This is a genomic window from Pseudoalteromonas sp. UCD-33C, from assembly GCF_001306895.1.
Taxonomy (GTDB): Bacteria; Pseudomonadota; Gammaproteobacteria; order Enterobacterales; family Alteromonadaceae; genus Pseudoalteromonas.
Window position 1 is genome coordinate 507779 of sequence record NZ_LJTB01000002.1, and the last position, 22828, is coordinate 530606.

Sequence of the window (22828 nt, forward strand, 5' to 3'; positions counted from 1 at the left end):
TTTAAGCTTTTCAGCTATTTGGTCATCTATTCACAAAATATAGATATAAATGGCCATTACTGGCCATATTGGAGCACAATTATTCACATTATTTTTTCTGGTCAGTCCAGAGGAAGCTACCAATAGCAGGTAAAAGTAGTACTGCACCCAACATGTTAACCAAAAACATGAAGGTTAGCAGAATACCCATATCCACTTGGAACTTCAGATCAGAGAAAATCCATGTGCTAACACCAATGGCTAAGGTAATACCTGTGAACAGCACTGCACTACCACGCTCTGCTAATGCATTACGATAAGCCACTTCGAGTGCCACACCTTGTTTTAGCTGCCCCATCATTGATGAAAGTATGTAAATCCCGTAATCGACACCAATACCAACACCTAAAGCGATAACTGGTAATGTCGACACTGTTAAACCTATTTCAAGTTGTACCATCAACGCTTGCGCTAAGGTTGATACGATGTACAGAGGTAATACAACCGCGACCGTTGCCTTAACACTTCTAAAGCTAATTAAGCATAGCAGGATTACGGCGCCGTAAACGTAAAGCATCATAGGTAGCTGTGCAGCTGATACAGATTCGTTCGTTGCAGCCATTACACCGACTGGGCCTGACGCCAGCTTAAACTTTAATTCATCGGTTTCTTCAGCCTTAGCAAACTCTTTAACTTTAGCTACCACATGGTCAATTGTTTCTGCTTTGTGGTCATTTAAGAAAATAATCACAGGCATTACAGAGCAGTTTCCATCGAGTAAACCTGAGCTTGTTTCAACCCGTGAAGTTGCTTGCACTAAACTTGCCGTATTGCGCGGCAAGCTTTGCCATTTTAAGTTACCTTCGTTGAAGCCGGCGTTCACCGATTGCGCAACTGAGCTTAAGCTCACAGCCGATTGTACCCCTGCAACGTTTTCCATCTGCCATTGGAAACGACTAATACGCTCCATAACATCATGCTCAGTACACGCAGCAGGATACGCTTCTACAATCACTTTTAGGATATCTGATGAAATGGTGTATTTATCAGAAATCAAAAAGGTGTCTTGGTTATAGCGGGCATCTTGGTGCAAAGATGGCGCACCAGCATGTAAGTCACCAATACGCATTTTGTCAGCTTGCCAGTAACCCACTGCAAATAACACAGCCGTAAAGACGATAATAAAACCAGCTGTTTTACGATCAGTCGCTTTTACTAATAGCTCGCGTAACTTGTCTAGTAGATTTGGTTTGTCTGTGTGAGTACCTGCTTGAATATGCACAGAGCCTTCAAAACGCATGTACGATGCCCATACAGGTAATAAAATTAAGTTGGTGAAAATAATTACCGCCACACCTAAACTTGCTGTGATAGCAAGTTCACGAATAATACCAATATCAATGGTGAGTAAGGTTAAAAAACCAATTGTGTCTGATAGCAGTGCAATACCACCTGGGATCAGAAGTGCTCTAAAGCTTGCCTGACAACAAACCCGAGTTGAACTACCCGTAGACACTTTTTTGCCAATGTCATTGATCATTTGCACGCCATGGCTTACACCAATCGCAAACACTAAAAACGGCACTAAAATTGACATAGGGTCTAAACCAAAGCCTAAGCTTGAAAGCAAGCCTAACTGCCAAACAACAGCAATGATTGAACAGGCAATTGGTAAAATAGTCAGTTTTAAAGAATGGCAGAACAGCCAAACCATTACGAATGTGAAAGCAATGGCAATAGCAAAAAATAACAGTACCCCTTTAGCACCCTCTGCGACATCCCCTGCCATTTTCGCAAAACCGATAATATGAATACTGACCTTGTCAGTACTTAGCGGTTCACGAACTTGTGTTTCTAGCTTTTCTGCAAACGCTAAAGTATCTAGTTTTTCTTGTGTTTGTGGATCAGTTTCAAGTAGCTGGGCGGTTACCATCGCACACGAGTAGTCACTGGCAATCATACGGCCAACGACTTTTGCTTTTTCGATGTTTTCTTTTACAACCGCAAGACCACGTTTATCAGCGGTAAAGTTTGCCGGAATAATTGGACCGCCAGCAAAACCATCTTCAACCACTTCAACAAAGCGCGCACTCGGTGCGAAGATTGAATTAACTAACGGGCGATTTACACCAGGAATAAAGTAAAGCTGATCATGAACTGCTTTAAGTTGGGTGAAAAATTCCTCATTAAAAATATCACCATCTGCATCACAGACAGAAATCAAAATGCTGTTTGCTCCACCAAACTGTTTTTCATGTTTGGTGTAAACTTTCATGTAGTCATGATTAAGCGGAATATTTTTATTAAAAGAAGCGTCTAATTGTATTTGTGTTGCTTTGAATAATAAGAAACAGGTGATCAAAGCAAAGGAAATAATTGCGAATAAGCGATGACGAAACACCGCTCTTTCTAAAATATCTAAAAAACCACGCATTACGGATTCAACTCCTTCACTTTAATGCCATTTTCTGAAGCCATAACTAGTTTGTCTTGAAACACAACACCATCAAGTAACGATTTACCATCGGCCATTTGTTGTTCTGATAATTGGCCATTCTCAATTTGGAAAATCACCCCGCTGTTAGCAAATAATAACCACTGGTTGTTGTATTTAATCGCACTATTCACGGTTGCATAATTGTCGTGTGGTATTTGTTGCCATTGATCACTGCCGGCTTGTCGAGTGAAAATGTTGCCTCGAAGGCCTGCAACTAGATCTTCACCACCTTGATCTGCAGTTGACGCAAACGTAAAGAAAGAGCCCATATAGATCTCTTCAAGACGCTGCCATGTTCGACCATTGTCGAAACTTTGTGCCATTAAACCCATTTCACCAGCTAGAAATAGACTCTCCTCAGTTTTAACGATGCGATTAAAATGTGGCAGTATTGAAGCTGTTTCAATTTCATAGCCTTCTGGGTCACTGTCTTTTAAATCATTGAGGTATTCACGGTCTTCTTCAAATAACAGGCTATCTAAAAAACGCTTCTGCCAAGTTTGGCCACCATCGTTAGTTTCAAAAAACATTCCATATGCACCGACTGCATAGCCATGTTGTTCAGTAGTAAATAAAATATCTAAACATGGCTTATCCATGTTTGGTAAAGATTGCTGTAACTGCCAGGTTTTTCCTGCATCTACAGTATTAATGATGGTTGCATCATGACCACATGCCCAGCCTAAATCGTTATTATAAAAATCAACGGCTGTTAGCAGCACTTGAGTAGGCACACTGGCTTGTTGCCAAGTTTGAGCGTCTGTACTTGTGATAACCACACCGTGTTTACCAACTGCAATGAGATTTGGGCCAGCTAGTTCAATGTCGGTGAGAAGAGTTTTGTTTGCGTTAACAGCGCTAATCGCTTGTTGCGGCATAGGCATGTCTTGAGCAAAACATGAAGCACTATAAGCAAGACAGGCATAAAGCAAATACTTCATAAAGATAAATCGCCTTCGAAAAAATAAAAAGAGAAGTCAAAAAAGCCACTGAGAAATCTATTGCGTGTACTGATGACTTACGCGAATTGCAAAAGGCACCTGGGGTCAGGTGCCTTAATTTGATTAACGACCTTCGCGGCGTAATGCGCTTGAAGTAAACTCGTTATCGTTGAATGATTGTGAGAAATCATACATTTTTTCTTGGTTGTCTAAACCAATTGCTAAATAACGACGAGAGTTAAGGTCATGGTAAACTTCTAACGTACTCCAATGAGTTGGTACTTCATAGTAGTTAAGACCATGCGCCATCGCTACACGATACATTTGATCACGGTTATCATAGATATCCGTTACATGAACTTGCCAGCTATCTTCATCAATATAGAAAACACGTTTTTTATAGATATGACGCGTGCCCTCTTTCAGGTTCGCTTCAACAACCCAAACACGGTGTTTTTCATAACGAACATGTTCAGGATTGATATGACCTGCTTGCAGAATATCATCGTAGCTTAGTTTGTCACTGTGAAGCTTATAGCTGTTATAAGGAATATAAAGCTCTTGCTTACCTTTTAATGTCCAGTTGTAACGATTTGGAGAACCGTTGAACATATCAAAGTCATCAGTTGTACGTAAGCTATCTGCAGCTGTTCCCGGTGCATCATAGGCAACATTAGGTGCACGACGAACACGACGCTGACCTGAGTTGTATGTCCATGCTTGGCGTGGCGTTAAGATTTGGTCCATTGTTTCATGAACTAGTAACGCAGTACCAGCAAGACGCGCTGGCTCAGTTACTTTTTGCTTAAACTTAAACAAGATATTAGATTCTTGTAGCTTTTCAGGCGTTGCTTCAGGTGATGAATACTCAACTAACAGTTGCTCATCAAAACCTACATAGTTATATGAACCAGATGCTGTCGGTGCAGCTTGACCACCAGAACGCTCAATTGATAAACCACGGAAACGTAATAAGTGGTTCCAAATCGCTTCTAAGCCATCTTTAGGGATTGGGAACGGAACACCCACAGCGGTATTTTTAATACCGTTACCGCCCTCTACTAACTCAGCTGTCGTTGCATATTTTTTAGTTGCATCATATACAAACTGAGGATACGACGCGCTACGACGCGTTGGATAGATGTTCATTTTGAACGTATCAGGATAGGTATTGAATAATTCAATTTGACCTGGGCTCAAGTAATCTTTGTACTCAGCTACATTCGATTTATCAATCGTGAATAAGATTTTATCATCAGCAAACGGATCAGGATGATGCATTCCCGGTTTATAACCAGCAGGTGGTGTTGTGATACCACCATCCCAAGCTGGAATTGAACCATCTTTATTCGCAGCTTTTTCTGCGCCAATAGGAGTTAAATCTTTACCTAAACGTGCCGCTTCATCAGCGGTAATTTTTGCAAGTACACTTGAGCTTGCGAAAACGCCACAAAATGCTGCAGCAATGAGGGTAGGTTTTCTAATAATCATAATTTACCCTTAGATTGAATATTTAATATTGAAAGATACATAATCGCGGTCAGAGAAAGTATTCGTTGCACCACCACCCCAGAATGAGTTGTAGCTAAAGTCGAACGACCACGCATTTTGATAGTTGAAGTTCATAGTAACACCGAGCGATTTACGGTCTTCAACAAATAAGAACATTGGATCAGGTGTAATACCATTCACATCGTGCGAGAACACAAAACGTGGTGAGAAGTTAACACCACTGAAGAAGTTATAATAATCACCTTTCGCAATTAAACGATAACCCCATGCAGAAGCCGTTGGGAACGGGTTCGTTTCAGGACCATTAGAAAGACCTAAGTGCAGTGTTGAATAATCATCACTTAATGGGCCTTGCATAATACCGCTTCGACCAGTACCAGCAACATTTAAACGAAGCTCATCGTAATCTGGCATATCGTTAATGCGTACACCACCAATTTCACCAACTACCGCCCAGCTATCAGCTCCAAGTGAAGGACCAAATAGGTGTGTTGCTGTAAATTGTAATTGTGCAGTGTTACGTAGGATAAATCCTTGTGCTACTTCACCAGGGCCTACAACGCTTGTAGCATCGCCTGGGCTCATTTGTGAAATACCAGCAAAGTCAGGACGAATACCTGCAACTGCTAATTGCTCTGGCATACCCGCATATAACAGCTCTACGTCATCAATTTGCAGAGGCTCATCTTGGCGGAATGCAAATTCACCAGCAAGTGCCGTTTCGCCCACAGATGTGTTGAAGCTAAGACCGTACAGTTTAATATCTTCAGGATATTCTAACTGACCTTTAGTGAATGCTTGAAGGCTAGTTACATTATCTTCTGTGATATCTGTAGTTAATAACATACCGATATCAGCAGCGATTGCCGCATCAGTGAAGTTTGATACCTGACCAGAAATTACCGGACGACGGCTATGATAGTTAATGTGGTATAACGCCACTTCAGTGTCGTTTAATTCAGGTAAGTACATACCTAAACGTAAACCATACTGGCCACCATCGTCTGGCTCGTTTTTACCTGCACCACCTTTGCCTTTTAATGCCACTTTGGTTGGGTAAGCTAGGTACATTTGCGCCATCATTGCTTGGCCTTGTGCAGATGTAGGATCAACACCTTGCGAGCGAACAATGTCATCTAAATTATTTAAGCTTTCAGTTAAGAATGCTAAATCAATATCCGGGTTAGACGTGAAGCCCAATTGGATATTTTGCTGATAACCATTTTCTGACGCAAAATCGTTCGTCGAGAAGTATGTACCAGCCGCTGGAAGACGTGTTTCATGCCATTCATATTGGTAGAAACCTTCTAGCGTTAAGTTATCTGTGATACCTAGTGATGCCCAAAGCATACCAACAGGTATGAAAGCTTCTTTTAACTCTGCACCTGGCGCTTTTAAACGATCGATATCAACTGGGTTAACGTTAATACCATGAGAAATCAAGGTACTCTCACCCCAGTTCACAACTTGTTGGCCTAAACGAATAGACAGCGGGTTACGGCCTTCATTTAAATCAAAGTTTGCCCATACATAAGCGTCTAGTAAACGTAAATCAGCACACACTTGTTCTTTTGTGTCGTCATCGTCACATGGGTCTACTTTGTTACCTGATGTTGGGTTGCTATAAGCGTAATCACCATCCATCAAGGCAAAGTCGTAAAAGTACATAAAGCGAGTGAAGAAACCAAAATTATCTTTGCTGATTGATAACTCATGGTTACCTTTTAATAATTTTGAGAATGAATCACCACTATCAAAATTGAGGTTACCTGCATCACCATTATTTGAGTATGCACCTGGTTGGTTCCATACATCAGCAGAAGAATAAATTGGATTTAAAGCAGAATGATAACCCGTCCAGTCAAATGAAGGATTATTACTCTTACCTATATGTTGAAAATCTCGGTCTTCAACACGAATGCTTTGGCCATAAGAGAAGTTAGAGTCAAAACGTATATCGAAGTCACCTAACTCAAAGTTTGCCGCATGCAAAGATGTGCTTGAGAGTCCGAGTGTAGCCGCCGCGAGTCCCAAAGCTATTTTGTTTTTAACAAAAAGCGATCGTTTTATCATTGTGTTCATCCCCCTGTAACGGGTTGTTTTGTGATCAAATTGTTGTTTTTAGTATCTTTCTAACGATAGAAGCGAAACAGTAAAATTACAATATAGAACGCGTTCAATCGGTTAATATTTATTTAAAAATGTGACGTTTACGTATTGGTAAGACGTCATACCAGATATTTTATACACGTAAATTAACAATAGAACAAATCGAATTAACAAAAATATAATAAATTTAGCGAATTGGGGACAGTGAAATTTAGCATTTTGGGAGACAAATATTACAAAAAAAGCAGCTAATGCTGCTTTTTTAACTAATTTTCTCGAGTTTTAAAAACTGATTTTCAGCCGTTAATGTCAACCTAAAGCGCCCTCTTATTCCTAGCGAAGAAATAAAAGGACGCAAATGGTGAGCGTCAAAGCGAACTGTCTTACCACCATCTTCTGTGACTTGCACAGATTTATATTTACCATGATAGTAATCAAGACACTCTGAGTAACTCAGATACAAGGCAAAATAGTACTCTGTCATTAACTTTCAAGTGCTTTCTCTACTTTTTCAAACAGATCATCACTGAGGCCGTCTAAATCAGCTAAACGTTGAAGTTGTGCTTTCATTGCCGCAGAACGATTTTCATCGTAGCGTTTCCATGACATAAATGGCGTTAGCATGCGTGATGCATTTTGCGGGTTAATATCATTAAGCTTCACTAATAAGTCACCTAATAGCTGATACCCTTCACCATCGGCTCGATGGAATTGAGTGATATTAAAGTGGCTAAAGCTACCAACCAAAGCACGAACACGGTTAGGATTACCAAAGTCAAAACTTGGGTGATCATAGAGCGCTTTAATATCGCTGATACTCGTTGCTGAATCTTTCATCGCTTGCAGTGCAAACCATTTATCCATAACGAGCACATCATGACGCCATTTAGCATCAAACTCTGTTAAAAGCGTATCACATAGTGAGTGATTTGCTTTTACAACAGCACTTAATGCAGCAAGTGCATTAGTCATATTATTACTGTGGGCAGACTCTTCGATAAGGCCATTAACGTCGCTGTGATTTGTTTTCGCTAAATAGTGTAAACAAAGTTGCTTTAGAGCACGCACTGCAACGGCTGTAGCAGATGTTGAACCATCATCTTCAAGCGCGTTATAACAATTAACCAATGATTCTGTTAGGACGTTGGCAATTTGCGATTCAAATGCATTTTGAACAGCAATAATGTCATCAACAGGGATGACAGCATATTCAGCTGCAAGAGTATCGTAGCTAGGCAGTTTTAACAGCTCCGCAATCAGCGCAAGGTCACCTTCACGATTATCAACTAGTAGTTTTAATGCCGACAAGATATCATCCGATAAGCAAGCTTCACCACTGGCAATCGCCGCTTTCATTTCATTAGTAAATAAGCGCTGCTGAGCATCCCAACGTGAAAAGTCACTGCGAGCAAAACGCATAATATGTAACAGTTCAGCGGCAGATGTATTTTGATTAACGATGCATGGCGCAGAGAAATCTTCTAGTAGCACTGCGACTGGGCGCTGTTTAATGCCCTCGAAAACAAACTGCTGTGTTTTTTCTGTGACATTCAATACCGAATCTTGTGGCTGATTATCAATCACAAGTGGTAGCGACTGCCCTTCACTATCTAAAAGTTCAATAGCAAAAGGAATATGCAGTAAGGCATTGTTAGGCTGATTATCAGGTGCAAACTGCTCAATGCTTAATGTGAAAGTTTGGTTTTGTTCATCATACGCTTGCTCTACATTGAGCTTAGGTGTACCCGCTTGACTATACCAGCGCTTAAATTGCGTTAAATCAATGCCAGACGCATCACTCATGGCAGCGACAAAATCATCACAAGTAACTGCTTGTCCGTCATGGCGCTCGAAATACAATGCCATACCTTGTTGGAACTTTTCTTCTCCAAGTAAGGTGTGCATCATGCGAATAACTTCAGCCCCTTTGTCATACACAGTCACTGTATAAAAGTTATTCATTTCAATGACTTTTTCAGGGCGAATTGGGTGAGCCATAGGGCCTGCATCTTCACTAAACTGGTGAGTACGCATTACTTTAACCGCATCAATACGATTAAGCGCACGTGAGCCTAAGTCGCTACTAAACTCTTGGTCACGGAAAACCGTTAAGCCTTCTTTTAAAGACAACTGGAACCAGTCACGGCAAGTCACACGGTTGCCGGTCCAGTTATGGAAGTACTCGTGACCTACAATTGATTCAATCGTATGGTAATCTTTGTCTGTAGCTGTTTCTTGATTAGCAAGAACACATTTAGAGTTAAAGATATTCAGGCCTTTATTTTCCATTGCGCCCATGTTGAAGAAATCAACGGCAACAATCATGTAAATATCTAAATCGTATTCAAGGTTAAAGCGCTCTTCATCCCATTGCATTGATTTCTTTAAAGAAGTCATGGCATGAGGCGTTTTTGATAAATTACCTTTATCAACAAACAAGGCTAATTCAACTTTTCGTCCAGACTGCGTCGTGTAATGGTCACGTAATACGTCAAAATCACCGGCGACTAATGCAAATAAGTAGCTAGGCTTTTTAAATGGGTCTTGCCATTTTACAAAATGACGACCGTCATCTAAGTTACCTGATTCAATTTGGTTACCATTAGACAGCAAGTGAGTGTACTTTTTGTCGGCAATAATGGTTACATCAAAGCTAGCAAGCACGTCTGGGCGGTCAAGGTAATAGGTAATCTTTCTAAAACCTTCTGCCTCACATTGCGTACAGTAAGCACCACCCGACAAGTACAAACCTTCTAACGAGGTATTCGTTTGCGGGTCAATATGGTTTTCAATTTTCAGAATAAAGCTTTCAGGTAAGTTATGAATGATCAGCTTTTCATCTTCAAGCGTGTAATCATCATACGCTTTGTCATCAACAATCACTGAAATTAGCGTTAAATCAACACCATCTAGCGCAAGATCTGCATTGCTTTCATCGGTACGATTGATTGTCATTGTTGACTGCACTGATGTTTTTAAAGGGGCTAATTCGAAACGTAAATCGATATGTTGGATTGAAAATTGTGGGGCTTGGTAATCTTTTAAATATTGAGCTTGAGGTTTACTCGTAGCAGACATTACTGACTCCAAATGGCCCTGCTTAGCAGGGCCTAAATAGTTTATTCGGCGTTAGCTTCTTGTTTAAGATGTTTTGGGGTAATACGTAAAATTTTAATACCAAAATAGGCATAAACAACCGCTAAGAATGGATTAATTAAATTAAAGAAGGCGTACATTGCATAGTCAAATGGATTGATTAGTAAAACACTTTGCATATAGGCACCACAGGTATTCCAAGGAATAAGTGGGCTAGTAATTGTGCCACCATCTTCTAATGTGCGAGATAAATTTACAGGCTTTAAACCGCGTTTTTCATATTCATCTTTAAACATACGACCAGGAACAACAATCGCGATATATTGGTCAGCTGCAACCGCATTGGTACCAATACACGTTGCAATCGTTGCTGTGATAAGAGAACCCGTGCTTTTAGCAATTTTTAAGATGCTCTTTACGAACATATCAAGTAAGCCGGTTTTTTCCATGATAGCGCCAAACATCAAGGCCGTCATAATCAGCCAAGTGGTTGTTAGCATGCCAGCCATACCACCACCGCTTAATAATGAATCCATTTTTTCATCGCCAGTATCAATGCTGAATCCATCGAAGAATGTTGTCCAAACTAATTTGAAGTAACCAATTGCTTGGCCTTGTGAGGCATCAATTTGACTATTGATTAAATCTGATTGAAATAACATAGCCCAAATTGCACCTAGCACGGCACCAATCGATATAGCTGGGAAAGCTGGCATCTTACGAATTGCTAAAAACAGCAACACCACCAGTGGTACTAGCATTTCAAAACCAATATTAAAGTTTTGCTCTAATAAATTAACGATTTCATCAATACGTCCAGCTTCAGCTGAACCACCGGCATTAAAGCCCATAAAAATAAAAATGATTAACGCAATAATGAAGCTTGGCACTGTAGTCCAAAGCATGTGATGGATATGCTCAAATAAATCTGCCCCAGCCACTGCTGGTGCTAAGTTTGTTGTTTCAGAAAGCGGGCTTAATTTATCACCAAAGTAGGCACCAGAAATCACCGCACCTGCTGTGACAACTTGTTCTAAACCAAGACCGGTTGCAACACCTAATAGCGCCACACCAATAGTCGCTGCTGTGGTCCAAGAGCTACCAATACTCATAGCGACAATGCCACAAATTAAACAACTAGCGGCATAGAACCAACTTGGGTTGATAATTTGTAAGCCATAGTAAATTAGAGTGGGTACTGTGCCTGATAACAGCCAAGTACCAATTAAGGCACCCACCATTAATAATATAATGATTGCTCCAAGGGATAAGGTGATCCCCTCAATCATAGCTTGTTCTAGTTTCTTCCAGGTGTAACCATTTTTTAAGCCTATTAATGCCGCGGTAAATGTAGCGAATAATAAAGCAATTTGGTTAGGACCTGATGATGAATTATCACCGAATAAATAAACAGCAGCGCCTAGTAGGCACACGAGCACAGTAATTGGGATTAAGGCATCTAAAAAACTGGCCTGTTTAATTGGCTTCTCTTCAATTGAATTCAAAAGATAGTCTCCTACACGTCTTATGTGGCGTGTTTAATTATTATTGTAAGCTTTGACGCAAAACTTCAGTGGCCTTATGCAGCCAGATTTTGTGATTATACCAATCTAACCTGTTTTAGGTAGCAAAAAAGGCGCTTAAGCGCCTTTTTATTAATCGATATTGCTAATTAATTGCTAATTATTTCTTAGCGATACGACCATATTTTATATAATCTTGGGTGATTAATGCGGCTTCTTCTAAGAAAGGGTCTAGCTCGTCAAGGCTATCAGGTAAATCGTCAAGCTTCTCTACTGGCTTTTCTCCAAGGCGAACAAGTCGTTCATTAGCACGTTCTAACGCGCGTTCTTCACCTTCGTCTTTCTCTTTTAGACGCGTCGCTTCAACCAATGAGATAGTCTTACGGTCTTTCTCTTCTTGATAGCGTTTAATATCAGCAAACACATAACCAAATTCAGGCTCATCTGCAATACGCGCATCATGAAGCTTATTAACGTAAGCAATCGCTGGTTTTAGGTTATCAACCGAGTTGTACTTAGCACGTATGATGCTATCCCAAGGTAGCGCGTTGTCTTGTTGACTCTCGCCCCACTCTGATGGCTCAATTGCCGATGGGAATGACACATCTGGAATAACGCCTTTGTGCTGTGTGCTTCCGCCATTAATTCGGTAGAATTTTGCAATGGTATACTGCACGCTACCTAATGGATGATCATATAAGTCATAAGCACGGCCAAGTGGTTTGTGCTGCTGTACAGTACCCTTACCAAAGGTTTGCTCACCAATCACAATAGCACGGCCGTAATCTTGCATCGCTGCTGCAAAAATCTCTGAGGCAGATGCGCTGTAGCGATCAACCAACACAGTAAGTGGGCCATCATAAAAAGTGACGCCGTCACGGTCTTTTTGCTCTTCAATACGATTATTTAGCGTATGAATTTGTACTACAGGACCTTGATCGATAAATAAGCCAGAAAGCTGAGTCGCTTCGTAAAGTGAACCGCCGCCGTTTTGACGTAAATCGATGATGATACCGTCTACTTTGGCTTCTTTTAATTTTGCAATTTCAACTTTAACGTCTTGTGATAGGTTGTTATAGAAACCTGGGATTTCAATCACACCAATTTTGCTGGTTAAGTCTGAATATTTTGCTTCAAATACTTCAGATTTTGCAGCGCGGTCTTCTAAGCGAATTTTATCACGCGTGATTTCAACCACTTTTGGTGTGCCGTGAGCATCCGCCCCTTTTAGATATTGCAGACGAACTTTTGTCCCTTTAGGGCCTTTGATTAAATCAACTACGTCATCTAAACGCCAGCCAATCACATCAACAAATTCTTCACCTTCTTGAGCAACACCAATAATACGGTCATCTGCTTTAATTTGTTCAGACTTATCAGCCGGACCGCCAGGTACTAAGCTACGGATAACTGTGTAGTCTTCATCATAGCTAAGTACCGCACCAATACCTTCTAATTCAAGATCCATGTCCATCTTGAATTGCTCAGCGCGACGAGGTGATAAATAAGAGGTATGCGCTTCAATGCTTCGTGCGAATGAATTCATCACGATTTGAAAAGCATCTTCACTGTTAGTTTGTACTAAACGCTTTTGTGCGTTGTGGTAGCGTTTGGTCAAGACTTCTTTAATCCCTTGCCAATCTTTACCAGTCATTTTTAATCGTAAAGCATCGTATTTAACGCGTTGACGCCAAAGTTCATCAAGCTCAGCTTGGCTTGTTGCCCAGTTTGCGTCTTCGCGGTCAAACAGATACTCATCTTCTTTATCGAACTTCATTTCGTTTTCAAGTAACGATAAAGAATAGTCATAGCGTTCAAAACGACGTTTTAAACTTAAGTTAAAAATATCAAAGGCAAATCCCAATTTACCTGTCGACAATGCATTATCAAACTGGTCTTTATATTGCTCAAACGAGGCAATGTCAGAGGCTAAAAACACATTTTTATTGTAGTCGAGAGATTCAATATAACGATCAAAAACCTTCTCAGATAATTCATCGTTAAATTTAATTGGTTTGTAGTGTGCACGAGTAAATAAGTTTGTCACCCGTTTGCTTGCCGTACTATGTTGGCTTTCTTGCTTGAGTACTGGCAGGTCTTTTTCAGTCAGATTATCTGAAGATGCCAATAATGAACCTGAAAACAGGGCAGCGACTAACGGAATGAGCGTAAACTTTTTACTCATACACAACTCCTTTATTTTTTACAGCTATTAAATGATATACAGGCTGTCTGCTTTGGTCTTAACTTGCATCCCTGTTACTAACTCAACGTGAACTTCATCTTTATTCACTTCAGTAATAACCGCGTTTACAAGTGCTTGGCCAAGTTTAACTTTAACTTTGCTATTAACCTTGACCTCTGAGGCAGGTAAAGGTTCAACTTTTCCTGAACGTTTTGCAGGAGCAGCTTTAGCAGTCTTATTATTTACTTTAGCGCCTTTTTCGCCAGATTTAGCGTGGTGGCCACTATTCTTTTTGTAAGATTTTGTGTCACCGTCTTTACGTGGACGTTGTGGCTTCTTACGCTTTGCCATTTTAGCGCGGCTTTCTTCTAACGCTTTTTGTGCGTGCTCAATGTGCTCTTGTTCTACTTTTTCGTCTTGATTACCATCAAGATCGATACGGAACTCAGACTTAGTTACAGCTTCTAAATAGCGCCAGTTTGAGGTGTACTTTCTTAGTGCTTGACGAACCTGAGTTTTACTTACTTTCTCAGAACCTTCAATACGCTCAGCGATATCTTTAAAAATACCTACTTTAAGCGGCTGAATACCGTCTTTTTGTTTAAAACATTTTGGAAATTCTTGGTATAAGAAATCCAGTACTTCATTAATATCTTTTAGCTTGTTTGTGGTTTCCATGTTAGAACCTTTTATTACATCTTTTCATCAAGTGATGAATCGACATAGTGTGTTACCCAGTCGGTCAACTCTTCGAAGTCCGCTTCAATAAGCGCTAAATCACCTCGAAGGTGTTCCCAAATACCATTTATAATTTCATCAATTGATTCACAGTCAAGGTCATCTGGTAGACGCTCCCATGCCATGTGAATCAAGTCGTTGAGCCTTTCGGCAACAACTTCTTCTTCCCCTTCCCAATCACCAACATCTTGGATTGCAAAGAGGTAATCTTGCACATTTAGCAGATCTTTCATTTTAGATTTGCCTCAAAGCACTTTACCAATGCTTCTAAACCAGCTTGATCATCAGCATCGAATCGCGCAATGCTTGGGCTGTCGATATCAAGTACAGCAAATACTTTACCGTCTTTGAAAATCGGCACAACTACTTCAGAGTTAGATGCAGCATCACAGGCAATGTGACCGGCAAATGCATGCACGTCTTCAATGAGTTGTGTTTGTTGTGTTTGCGCGGCAGTTCCACATACCCCTTTACCTACTGGAATACGGATACATGCAGGATTACCTTGAAACGGCCCTAGCACTAATTCTTCAGGTGAATCCATTAAATAAAAGCCCGCCCAATTGATATCCTCTAAAGAGGTAAATAACAGCGCACTAATATTTGCCATGTTGGCAATAACATTTGATTCACCAGTGATTAGCGACTCAGTTTGTTTAACTAATGACTGGTAAAAATCTTGCTTTTGCATACCAAACTACTTCTTATTAAACATACAGTAGCTAAAGGTACTCTTTGTAGACGACAAATGAAACCTTTTAAGGGCAAAAAAAAACATTTTGCCCTCAATTTCAGTCAGCTTGATTAAATATTCTGCTATTGATGAGAAGATTGTGTTGTAAGGCCCTGTCTTAAACCAAATAAAAACAGTCCAGCTGCCAGAGCAGACATCACAGCATTGACTATAAAAGCCATACCTGTTGTAGCGCTAAGTAAGTAGCTGAAAATAGCGCCACCTAGTAAGCCAAGTGTCAGAACACCTGAATAATTAACCTTTGCATACTTATACATAAGTAAATAACCAGGTACCACAAACGCTGCCATAGTAAGACCTACAATGTGGGCATTGGCGATTGCGCTAACGAATAAGTTAAAGAAAATGTTTAAACCATTTCCTTCAAGTGTAAACGCATAATAAAGACCCAAGATACAACCGATGATCACAGGCGATAATAAAGAAAGTCCTACACTCTTTGCTAAACGATGTTTCATAAATTCCCTAATGTCACAAAGATAATACGAGAAGTGTTAAGCATGGACTAACTAGTTAAAATGCGAAATATCGACAATAGTCGTAATTTGCAGAACAAATGAAAAGCACAAGAAACAAAAAAGCCGCTGAATAAATTCAGCGGCTTAAATGATGGTGGAGAGATAGGGATTTGAACCCTAGAGGGGCTACAAACCCCTGCCGGTTTTCAAGACCGGTGCATTCGACCACTCTGCCATCTCTCCGAATGCGGAAACCTACCCGCTTACGCCAGTAGTAAAAATAATGGTGGAGAGATAGGGATTTGAACCCTAGAGGGGCTACAAACCCCTGCCGGTTTTCAAGACCGGTGCATTCGACCACTCTGCCATCTCTCCGACGGCGTGCATAATAGATAAAGCGGCCGTGCTTGTGAAGCTTTTTTTTCAAAAAACTGTTTAAGTGATTAAAAAACAATTAATTTGCTCAGCATTAATACAGTAGCGTTTAGATTGTGCGCAACATTGAACTTTTCGATTATTTATCTTGTCTATTGATCCACAATAGTTTGCCCAAATATATAACTCTTGATAGGCTTAGTTCAGTTTAATAATTGGAACTAACGAACGTATAAGTTCATTTAAAGGAGCTCTAACAATGGCGTTTAATCAATCGTACAATACTGCAAGACCAGTAATGTCGACTATTGAAACCAATAAAGTTTTAAAGAATACCTATTTCTTACTGGCAATGACACTGGCATTTAGCGCAGTGACAGCAGGTATATCAATGGCAATGAATCTACCTTATTTTATGGGGTTAGTATTTAGTTTGATTGCATTCGGTGTACTTTTTGTTGTTCACAAAAAAGCAGACAGTGCTTCAGGTGTTGCTTGGGTATTTGTTTTCACAGGTTTAATGGGCGCAGGACTTGGTCCAATGCTTAACTACTACGCTGCAATGCCAAATGGTCCTATGCTTATTATGCAAGCATTAGGCTCTACTGCGTTAATCTTCTTTGGTTTGTCGGCTTATGCGCTTACCACTAAAAAAGACTTCTCATTTATGGGTGGCTTTTTAACTGTAGGTTTAATCGTGGTTATTATTGCAAGCCTAGTTAACTTATTTATTGGCAGCTCAATTACCTTTATGGTTATTAATGCTGCAGTTGTGCTAATCATGTCTGGTTTAATCTTATTTGATACTAGCCGCATTATTAATGGCGGCGAGACTAATTACATTCGCGCAACAGTTGCTTTATACCTGAACGTGTATAATTTATTTACGTCTCTTCTTCACCTACTTGGTGCAAGTGATGACTAATTAAATAGTTCTGCTAAAATAGCCCCTTTCTAGGGGCTTTTTTATTGGATGCGTTTTGGCACAATTTGTACTTTCTCTTCATACCGCGCCGACCGATCACGACACAACTCAACGGCTAATTAAATTTGCACAGGCCTGTCTTGACTCTGGTCACTCAATTGCAGCTATCTTTCTTTATCAAGCTGGTGTTTACCACGCAAGTAACCATTTAGAACTTGCCAGCGACGAGCTTCCAATTAATCGTTTGTGGCAGTCGTTAAGTGAGCAAGAGATCCCTCTACTGCTATGTGTCACTGCTGCTGAAAAGCGTGGTTTAGATATCGATAACACAGGCGTGTTTACCGTCGCTGGGCTTGCAGAATTTGCGATGCTTGTCAGTGAAGCGGATAAATGGGTGCAATTTAAATGAAAAACATTTTAGTAATAAGCCAACATAGTCCATTTGATGATCAACATATTCGTGACTCACTCGACACCACACTGATTTTTGCTGCTATTGAACAGAACATTAGTTGGCTTCTAAGTGGTGAGGCTGTTTTAGCTTTGAAAAAAAATCAACAGCCAGAGCAACTTGGCATAAAAAACTATTTTAAAACCATTAAAACCCTTGAGTTATACGATGTTGAAAACATATATGTATGTGAAAAGTCGTTAATGGATTTTAACCTTTCAGAAGATAGTCTGATTATCGATGTTAAAGTAGCTAACTTTGAGCAACAGCGTGAATTAATTACAGAGCAGCATCAAGTGGTGACCTTATGAGTACCTTGCATATTTTTTCAAAACCCTTAGCTCACTATTGCAATAATATGTTGGCAAATTTGATTTCTTCGCAAGATACAGTGCTACTTGTTAGTGACGCTTGTTATAACAACATGCAGTTTAAGCAATTCTCTTCAGCAATTCATTTACTTGAAGAAGACGCTGTAGCCCGTGATATTTCATTTAATCAAGGCGATATCGCAATAAACTATGCACAATTTGTAGAAATGACTTTAAACGCAAAAAACACGATTACTTGGTAAACCATGCTTGAATTTAATAACAAACAGATAGAAACAGACAAACAAGGGTATTTACTTGATTCAAATGATTGGTGTGAAGAGCTTGCACCTATTATTGCTGAACAAGAGAACATAACCTTAAGTGAGCAGCACTGGGAAGTTGTGCATTTTGTGCGTGATTTTTACGTAGAGTACAACACTAGCCCTGCAATACGCATGCTGGTCAAAGCAATGGCCCAAAAGCTAGGTGAGGAAAAAGGTAATAGCATGTATTTGTATAAGCTATTCCCTAAAGGCCCAGCAAAGCAAGCGACTAAAATTGCAGGTTTACCTAAACCCGCTAGGTGTATTTAATGGTTAATAAAGCCAATAGCAAACCACGCCGCAGCAGCGGCCGAACTTATTCAAGGCCTACTCAAAAACGCCAAGTTAAAAAAACAATTAGCCCTGAGCAGCGCAAAGTGGTGCTATTTAACAAACCATTTGATGTGCTTTGCCAATTTACCGATGACCAAAACCGCAAAACGCTTGCCGACTTTATTACTATTAAAGACGTGTATGCAGCAGGACGCCTAGACAGAGATAGCGAGGGACTGTTGCTACTTACCAACTGCGGTAAATTACAACACACACTCACTGAACCCAATAAAAAAACAGCTAAAACTTATTGGGTGCAAGTAGAAGGTGATGTTACTGATGAGGCAATCTTTTCGCTTAACAAAGGCGTAGAGCTTAAAGATGGCATGACCAAGCCTGCCAAAGTTAGACGTATTGACGAGCCGTCAATTTGGCCTCGTACTCCGCCCGTTCGCGAGCGTAAAAACATTCCAACCAGCTGGTTAGAAATCTCTATCACTGAGGGGCGTAATCGCCAAGTTCGCCGTATGACAGCGCATGTTGGCTTCCCTACTTTGCGATTAATTCGTTACAGCATTGGTAACTATACCCTTGATGGATTAGAGAATGGCCAGTTTAAAGTAGTGAACAACCCTGATGCATAAACCCAATGTCACAGTGGCCGCCATCGTCACATGCCAAGACAATTTTTTACTTGTTAAAGAGCGCGATAAACACACAGGTGATATTTGCTATAACCAGCCTGCGGGTCATTTAGAAGCCAATGAAACCTTAGCAGAAGCAGCTCATCGCGAACTTATTGAAGAAACAGGCATTAGCCTTAATGCCAATCACCTTGTTGGCATTTATAATTTGCATGCCGCAAATGGCGTTCACTATATGCGTTTTAGCTTTGCTTTTAATAGCCCAGAGCTATTTGAACCATCTCCCCAAGATAATGACATTCTTAGCGCAGATTGGTTTAGCCTTGAGCAAATTAAAAACCTGCCACTTCGAAGCCCTCTGGTTTTAAAATGCATTGAAGATCATTTAGCTGGTAAAGCCTACCCACTTAGTTTAATTTACCAATAACCGCTGTGATTTTGGCTGGTTTGGGTGTCTAAAAGTTTGCTATGCCCAAACCACTATTACTTGCAATCAATGCCTTGCCTAAATCGCTTTTAATTCCAACTGAAACTCGCATCTTGAGGTGGTTTGGGTATATAATATCGGCCTTTCCATAGCAGTTAAAAAATGACAGCGAATATTATGAGCGAAAATAGTCACATTAAAGTCATCGTGGGTATGTCCGGCGGTGTTGATTCTTCTGTATCAGCGTATTTATTAAAGCAACAAGGCTATCAAGTTGAAGGCCTGTTCATGAAAAACTGGGAAGAAGACGATAATGATGAATATTGCGCTGCAGCTGAAGACCTACAAGACGCACAAGCTGTGTGCGATAAGCTAGGTATTGAGCTTCACACTGTAAATTTTGCAGCCGAATACTGGGACAACGTGTTTGAATACTTTCTAGCAGAGTACAAAGCAGGTCGTACACCAAACCCAGACATCATGTGTAATAAAGAAATCAAATTCAAAGCTTTTTTAGAATTTGCAGCACAAGCACTTGGTGCTGATTACATCGCTACTGGCCACTATGTTCGCCGTGAAAAGCGCGGTGATAAATTTGTAATGTGTCGTGGCCTTGATGACAACAAAGATCAAAGCTATTTCTTATACACTCTAAGCCATGAGCATATTGGGCAAACACTTTTCCCTGTTGGCGATATTGCTAAGCCTGAAGTACGCCGCATCGCTGAAGAGCAAGACTTAATCACTCACGATAAAAAAGACAGTACCGGTATTTGTTTTATTGGTGAGCGTAAATTTAAAGACTTCTTACAGAAGTTCTTACCAGCACAGCCAGGTAAAATTGAAGATACCGATGGCAATGAAGTGGGTGATCACGAAGGTTTAATGTACCACACACTTGGTCAACGTAAAGGTCTATTAATTGGTGGCATGAAAGAAGGTTCGGGTGAACCTTGGTATGTAGTTGATAAAGACGTTGATCGTAACGTATTAGTGGTTGGTCAAGGTAAAGACCACCCTCGCCTGTACAGCAATGGTTTAAATGCAAACCAGCTTCACTGGGTTGACCGCGAAGGCCCTAAAGGGACCACACGCTGTACTGTTAAAACTCGTTATCGCCAAGAAGATATCAGCTGTACTTTACTTGTTGGTGAAGATGGTATGGCACGCGTATTATTTGATGAGCCACAAAAAGCAGTGACACCGGGCCAATCAGCCGTATTCTACGCTGACGAAGTATGTTTAGGTGGTGGTATTATTGATTCGGTGATCAAATAATGACAGAGCACCAAGTCATGGCTTTAGCTGCCATGTGTCAAGTTGCTAAACAAGTACAAAAAGTTGCGCAATATGGCCAAGGCAGTGATCACGAATTAGAAAAATTACTAAACTGTATTGTCGAAACATCACCAAATAGCCCTGAAGACGTGTATCAGGGTAAACATAATTTACGTGAAGGCTATCGCATTTTGATTGCACAGCTTTCTGCCGGCGCAGACAAAGACGTCGAAATCGTAAAATATGTGGGTGGTTTAATGCAATTAGAACGTGCATTAAGTTCAAAACAAAACAGCTTAAATGAATTAGGTCGTCGCATTGATGATGTTAAACGTCGCCTCGACCACTTTGCTATCACAGATGATACTGTAGTAGCAGCGCTTGCTGATATTTACTCATCGGTGCTAAGCCCCCTTGGGCATCGTATTCAAGTGTATGGCAAGCCAGAATTATTAAAACAGCAGCTCACGCAAAACAAAATTCGTGCCCTATTATTGGCCGGAATTCGTAGTGCCGTGTTATGGCGACAAATGGGCGGGAAACGCCGTCACTTTTTCTTTGCAAAAAGAAAAATCCTCGCCATTGCTAAACAATCAATTTAATTATCGTTCAAACTAGACAATTTAGGAGTCATTATGGAGCTTTCAGCGTTAACCGCTATCTCTCCGGTAGATGGTCGCTATGGCAGCAAGACCACGGAACTACGCAGCATTTTCAGCGAATTTGGTTTAATCAAATACCGTGTAACTGTTGAAGTTCGTTGGTTACAAGCTTTATCTGCAGCTAGCGCAATCAAAGAAGTACCGGCATTTAGCGACGAGGCTAATGCTTTACTTAATGCCATTGTTGATAACTTTAGCGAAGCTGATGCAGCACGCGTTAAAGAGATCGAGCGCACAACTAACCATGACGTAAAAGCAGTTGAATACCTACTTAAAGAAAAAGTAGCTGATAACGCAGAGCTTAACGCAGTTAACGAATTCATTCACTTTGCCTGTACTTCAGAAGACATCAATAACCTGTCTCACGGTTTAATGCTTACTGAAGCGCGTGACAAAGTATTACTTCCATACTGTGACCAACTTCTAAATGCATTAAAAGAAAAAGCAGTTGAGTACAAGTCAGTTGCGATGATGACACGTACCCACGGTCAACCAGCTACTCCTTCTACAATGGGTAAAGAGTTTGCAAACGTCTACATGCGCTTAAAGCGTCAACGTGACCAAATTGCTAACGTAGAAATGTTAGGTAAAATCAACGGTGCTGTAGGTAACTACAACGCTCACCTAAGTGCATACCCAGATTACGATTGGCACAGCCACGCTGAGCAGTTCGTAACGAGCCTAGGTTTAACATTCAACCCGTTCACAACACAAATCGAGCCACACGATTACATTGCTGAGTTATTCGATGCAGTTGCACGTTTCAACACTGTATTACTTGATTTTGACCGTGACGTTTGGGGCTACATTGCACTTAACCACTTCAAACAAAAAACAATCGCAGGTGAGATTGGTTCATCAACTATGCCTCACAAAGTAAACCCGATTGATTTTGAAAACTCTGAAGGTAACTTAGGTATTGCTAATGCTATCTTTACTCACCTTGCGCAAAAACTACCTGTTTCTCGCTGGCAACGTGACTTAACTGACTCAACAGTATTACGTAACCTAGGTGTTGGTATGGGCTACACACTTATCGCTTACCAAGCGACATTAAAGGGTGTTAGCAAGCTTGAAGTAAACGAAGAGCGTTTATTAGCAGAGCTAGACCAAAACTGGGAATTACTAGCAGAGCCAATCCAAACAGTTATGCGTAAATATGGTATCGAAAAGCCATATGAAAAACTTAAAGACCTTACTCGTGGTAAGCGCGTAAACCAAGAAATCATGGCTGATTTCATCGATGGTCTTGAGTTACCTGAAGAAGCAAAAGTAGAAATGAAAAAATTAACTCCGGCTAATTACATTGGTCGTGCTGTTGAGTTCATCGACAACTTAGCTTAAATTCAAATTAAGACTTAAAA

The 22828-nt window shown here is 40.5% G+C and carries 22 protein-coding genes and 2 tRNA genes; 10 read left to right on the forward strand and 14 right to left on the reverse strand.

What is annotated here, in order from left to right; translation table 11 throughout:
* Positions 1-88 precede the first annotated feature (88 nt).
* The 14 genes from AOG26_RS05560 to AOG26_RS05620 form a co-directional block, all read right to left on the reverse strand.
* The gene (locus AOG26_RS05560) at positions 89-2413 is read right to left on the reverse strand and encodes an efflux RND transporter permease subunit (RefSeq protein ID WP_054551390.1); all 2325 of its coding nucleotides are present in this window, start codon (positions 2411-2413) and stop codon (positions 89-91) included.
* On the reverse strand, positions 2413-3417 hold the full coding sequence (locus AOG26_RS05565) for a WD40/YVTN/BNR-like repeat-containing protein (RefSeq protein WP_054561587.1): 1005 nt from the start codon (positions 3415-3417) through the stop codon (positions 2413-2415). Before AOG26_RS05565 ends, AOG26_RS05560 begins: the two co-directional genes overlap by 1 nt.
* Positions 3418-3540: 123 nt before the next feature.
* Positions 3541-4905, reverse strand: a complete 1365-nt coding sequence (locus tag AOG26_RS05570) for a DUF1329 domain-containing protein (RefSeq protein WP_054562000.1) — start codon at positions 4903-4905, stop codon at positions 3541-3543.
* Positions 4906-4917: 12 nt separating this feature from the next.
* Positions 4918-7002: a DUF1302 domain-containing protein gene (locus AOG26_RS05575; RefSeq protein WP_054561588.1), complete on the reverse strand. Its 2085-nt coding sequence runs from the start codon at positions 7000-7002 to the stop codon at positions 4918-4920.
* 298 nt (positions 7003-7300) lie between these two features.
* Positions 7301-7522 carry a DUF2835 domain-containing protein gene (locus AOG26_RS20445; protein WP_082401568.1) on the reverse strand — a complete coding sequence of 74 codons (222 nt, stop codon included), beginning with the start codon at positions 7520-7522 and terminating at the stop codon, positions 7301-7303.
* A complete protein-coding gene (gene pepN, locus AOG26_RS05580) occupies positions 7522-10116 on the reverse strand; it encodes an aminopeptidase N (protein ID WP_054561589.1) in 2595 nt (864 codons plus the stop codon). The genes AOG26_RS20445 and pepN overlap by 1 nt, the downstream gene beginning before the upstream one ends.
* 41 nt (positions 10117-10157) lie before the next feature.
* Positions 10158-11639, reverse strand: coding sequence for a Na+/H+ antiporter NhaC (gene nhaC / locus AOG26_RS05585; protein ID WP_054561590.1), 1482 nt, complete (start codon positions 11637-11639; stop codon positions 10158-10160).
* A gap of 178 nt (positions 11640-11817) precedes the next feature.
* On the reverse strand, positions 11818-13842 hold the full coding sequence (gene prc / locus AOG26_RS05590) for a carboxy terminal-processing peptidase (protein ID WP_054561591.1): 2025 nt from the start codon (positions 13840-13842) through the stop codon (positions 11818-11820).
* A gap of 27 nt (positions 13843-13869) precedes the next feature.
* A complete protein-coding gene (gene proQ, locus AOG26_RS05595; protein ID WP_054561592.1) occupies positions 13870-14520 on the reverse strand; it encodes an RNA chaperone ProQ in 651 nt (216 codons plus the stop codon).
* Positions 14521-14534: 14 nt separating this feature from the next.
* Positions 14535-14813 carry a hypothetical protein gene (locus tag AOG26_RS05600; protein WP_054561593.1) on the reverse strand — a complete coding sequence of 93 codons (279 nt, stop codon included), beginning with the start codon at positions 14811-14813 and terminating at the stop codon, positions 14535-14537.
* Positions 14810-15271, reverse strand: a complete 462-nt coding sequence (locus AOG26_RS05605; RefSeq protein ID WP_054561594.1) for a GAF domain-containing protein — start codon at positions 15269-15271, stop codon at positions 14810-14812. The genes AOG26_RS05600 and AOG26_RS05605 overlap by 4 nt, the downstream gene beginning before the upstream one ends.
* A gap of 125 nt (positions 15272-15396) precedes the next feature.
* The gene (locus tag AOG26_RS05610; protein WP_054561595.1) at positions 15397-15792 is read right to left on the reverse strand and encodes a hypothetical protein; all 396 of its coding nucleotides are present in this window, start codon (positions 15790-15792) and stop codon (positions 15397-15399) included.
* A 152-nt stretch (positions 15793-15944) separates the two neighbouring features.
* Positions 15945-16035: transfer RNA gene (locus AOG26_RS05615), tRNA-Ser, on the reverse strand.
* Positions 16036-16076: 41 nt separating this feature from the next.
* Positions 16077-16167, reverse strand: a tRNA-Ser gene (locus AOG26_RS05620).
* Positions 16168-16426: 259 nt separating this feature from the next.
* Between AOG26_RS05620 and AOG26_RS05625 the strand changes: the two genes are divergently transcribed.
* The 10 genes from AOG26_RS05625 (at position 16427) to purB (ending at position 22808) form a co-directional block, all read left to right on the forward strand.
* Positions 16427-17092 (forward strand): Bax inhibitor-1/YccA family protein, encoded by a 666-nt coding sequence (locus AOG26_RS05625; protein WP_054561596.1) that lies wholly within the window; start codon positions 16427-16429, stop codon positions 17090-17092.
* A 55-nt stretch (positions 17093-17147) separates the two neighbouring features.
* Positions 17148-17501 carry a sulfurtransferase complex subunit TusD gene (tusD, locus tag AOG26_RS05630; protein ID WP_054551401.1) on the forward strand — a complete coding sequence of 118 codons (354 nt, stop codon included), beginning with the start codon at positions 17148-17150 and terminating at the stop codon, positions 17499-17501.
* Complete coding sequence (gene tusC, locus AOG26_RS05635) at positions 17498-17854, forward strand: sulfurtransferase complex subunit TusC (protein WP_054561597.1); 357 nt, start codon at positions 17498-17500, stop codon at positions 17852-17854. The genes tusD and tusC overlap by 4 nt, the downstream gene beginning before the upstream one ends.
* The gene (locus AOG26_RS05640; protein ID WP_054561598.1) at positions 17851-18117 is read left to right on the forward strand and encodes a DsrH/TusB family sulfur metabolism protein; all 267 of its coding nucleotides are present in this window, start codon (positions 17851-17853) and stop codon (positions 18115-18117) included. Before tusC ends, AOG26_RS05640 begins: the two co-directional genes overlap by 4 nt.
* Before the next feature lie 3 nt (positions 18118-18120).
* Positions 18121-18450 (forward strand): TusE/DsrC/DsvC family sulfur relay protein, encoded by a 330-nt coding sequence (locus tag AOG26_RS05645; protein WP_054561599.1) that lies wholly within the window; start codon positions 18121-18123, stop codon positions 18448-18450.
* Complete coding sequence (locus AOG26_RS05650; protein ID WP_054561600.1) at positions 18450-19097, forward strand: rRNA large subunit pseudouridine synthase E; 648 nt, start codon at positions 18450-18452, stop codon at positions 19095-19097. The genes AOG26_RS05645 and AOG26_RS05650 overlap by 1 nt, the downstream gene beginning before the upstream one ends.
* Complete coding sequence (locus AOG26_RS05655; RefSeq protein WP_054561601.1) at positions 19090-19524, forward strand: NUDIX hydrolase; 435 nt, start codon at positions 19090-19092, stop codon at positions 19522-19524. Before AOG26_RS05650 ends, AOG26_RS05655 begins: the two co-directional genes overlap by 8 nt.
* A 177-nt stretch (positions 19525-19701) precedes the next feature.
* Positions 19702-20802 (forward strand): tRNA 2-thiouridine(34) synthase MnmA, encoded by a 1101-nt coding sequence (gene mnmA, locus AOG26_RS05660; protein WP_054562001.1) that lies wholly within the window; start codon positions 19702-19704, stop codon positions 20800-20802.
* Positions 20802-21404 (forward strand): high frequency lysogenization protein HflD, encoded by a 603-nt coding sequence (hflD, locus tag AOG26_RS05665; RefSeq protein WP_054561602.1) that lies wholly within the window; start codon positions 20802-20804, stop codon positions 21402-21404. Before mnmA ends, hflD begins: the two co-directional genes overlap by 1 nt.
* 33 nt (positions 21405-21437) lie before the next feature.
* Positions 21438-22808 (forward strand): adenylosuccinate lyase, encoded by a 1371-nt coding sequence (gene purB, locus AOG26_RS05670; protein WP_054561603.1) that lies wholly within the window; start codon positions 21438-21440, stop codon positions 22806-22808.
* Positions 22809-22828: the final 20 nt, after the last annotated feature.

Bases quoted from the DNA above. Each gene is read 5' to 3' on its own strand.
- AOG26_RS05560 (WP_054551390.1), bottom strand. From the start codon at position 2,413: ATGCGTGGTTTTTTAGATATTTTAGAAAGAGCGGTGTTTCGTCATCGC.
- AOG26_RS05565 (WP_054561587.1), bottom strand. From the start codon at position 3,417: ATGAAGTATTTGCTTTATGCCTGTCTTGCTTATAGTGCTTCATGTTTT.
- AOG26_RS05575 (WP_054561588.1), bottom strand. From the start codon at position 7,002: ATGATAAAACGATCGCTTTTTGTTAAAAACAAAATAGCTTTGGGACTC.
- AOG26_RS20445 (WP_082401568.1), bottom strand. From the start codon at position 7,522: ATGACAGAGTACTATTTTGCCTTGTATCTGAGTTACTCAGAGTGTCTT.
- pepN (WP_054561589.1), bottom strand. From the start codon at position 10,116: ATGTCTGCTACGAGTAAACCTCAAGCTCAATATTTAAAAGATTACCAA.
- prc (WP_054561591.1), bottom strand. From the start codon at position 13,842: ATGAGTAAAAAGTTTACGCTCATTCCGTTAGTCGCTGCCCTGTTTTCA.
- proQ (WP_054561592.1), bottom strand. From the start codon at position 14,520: ATGGAAACCACAAACAAGCTAAAAGATATTAATGAAGTACTGGATTTC.
- AOG26_RS05600 (WP_054561593.1), bottom strand. From the start codon at position 14,813: ATGAAAGATCTGCTAAATGTGCAAGATTACCTCTTTGCAATCCAAGAT.
- AOG26_RS05605 (WP_054561594.1), bottom strand. From the start codon at position 15,271: ATGCAAAAGCAAGATTTTTACCAGTCATTAGTTAAACAAACTGAGTCG.
- AOG26_RS05610 (WP_054561595.1), bottom strand. From the start codon at position 15,792: ATGAAACATCGTTTAGCAAAGAGTGTAGGACTTTCTTTATTATCGCCT.
- AOG26_RS05625 (WP_054561596.1), top strand. From the start codon at position 16,427: ATGGCGTTTAATCAATCGTACAATACTGCAAGACCAGTAATGTCGACT.
- tusC (WP_054561597.1), top strand. From the start codon at position 17,498: ATGAAAAACATTTTAGTAATAAGCCAACATAGTCCATTTGATGATCAA.
- AOG26_RS05640 (WP_054561598.1), top strand. From the start codon at position 17,851: ATGAGTACCTTGCATATTTTTTCAAAACCCTTAGCTCACTATTGCAAT.
- AOG26_RS05645 (WP_054561599.1), top strand. From the start codon at position 18,121: ATGCTTGAATTTAATAACAAACAGATAGAAACAGACAAACAAGGGTAT.
- AOG26_RS05650 (WP_054561600.1), top strand. From the start codon at position 18,450: ATGGTTAATAAAGCCAATAGCAAACCACGCCGCAGCAGCGGCCGAACT.
- AOG26_RS05655 (WP_054561601.1), top strand. From the start codon at position 19,090: ATGCATAAACCCAATGTCACAGTGGCCGCCATCGTCACATGCCAAGAC.
- mnmA (WP_054562001.1), top strand. From the start codon at position 19,702: ATGAGCGAAAATAGTCACATTAAAGTCATCGTGGGTATGTCCGGCGGT.
- hflD (WP_054561602.1), top strand. From the start codon at position 20,802: ATGACAGAGCACCAAGTCATGGCTTTAGCTGCCATGTGTCAAGTTGCT.
- purB (WP_054561603.1), top strand. From the start codon at position 21,438: ATGGAGCTTTCAGCGTTAACCGCTATCTCTCCGGTAGATGGTCGCTAT.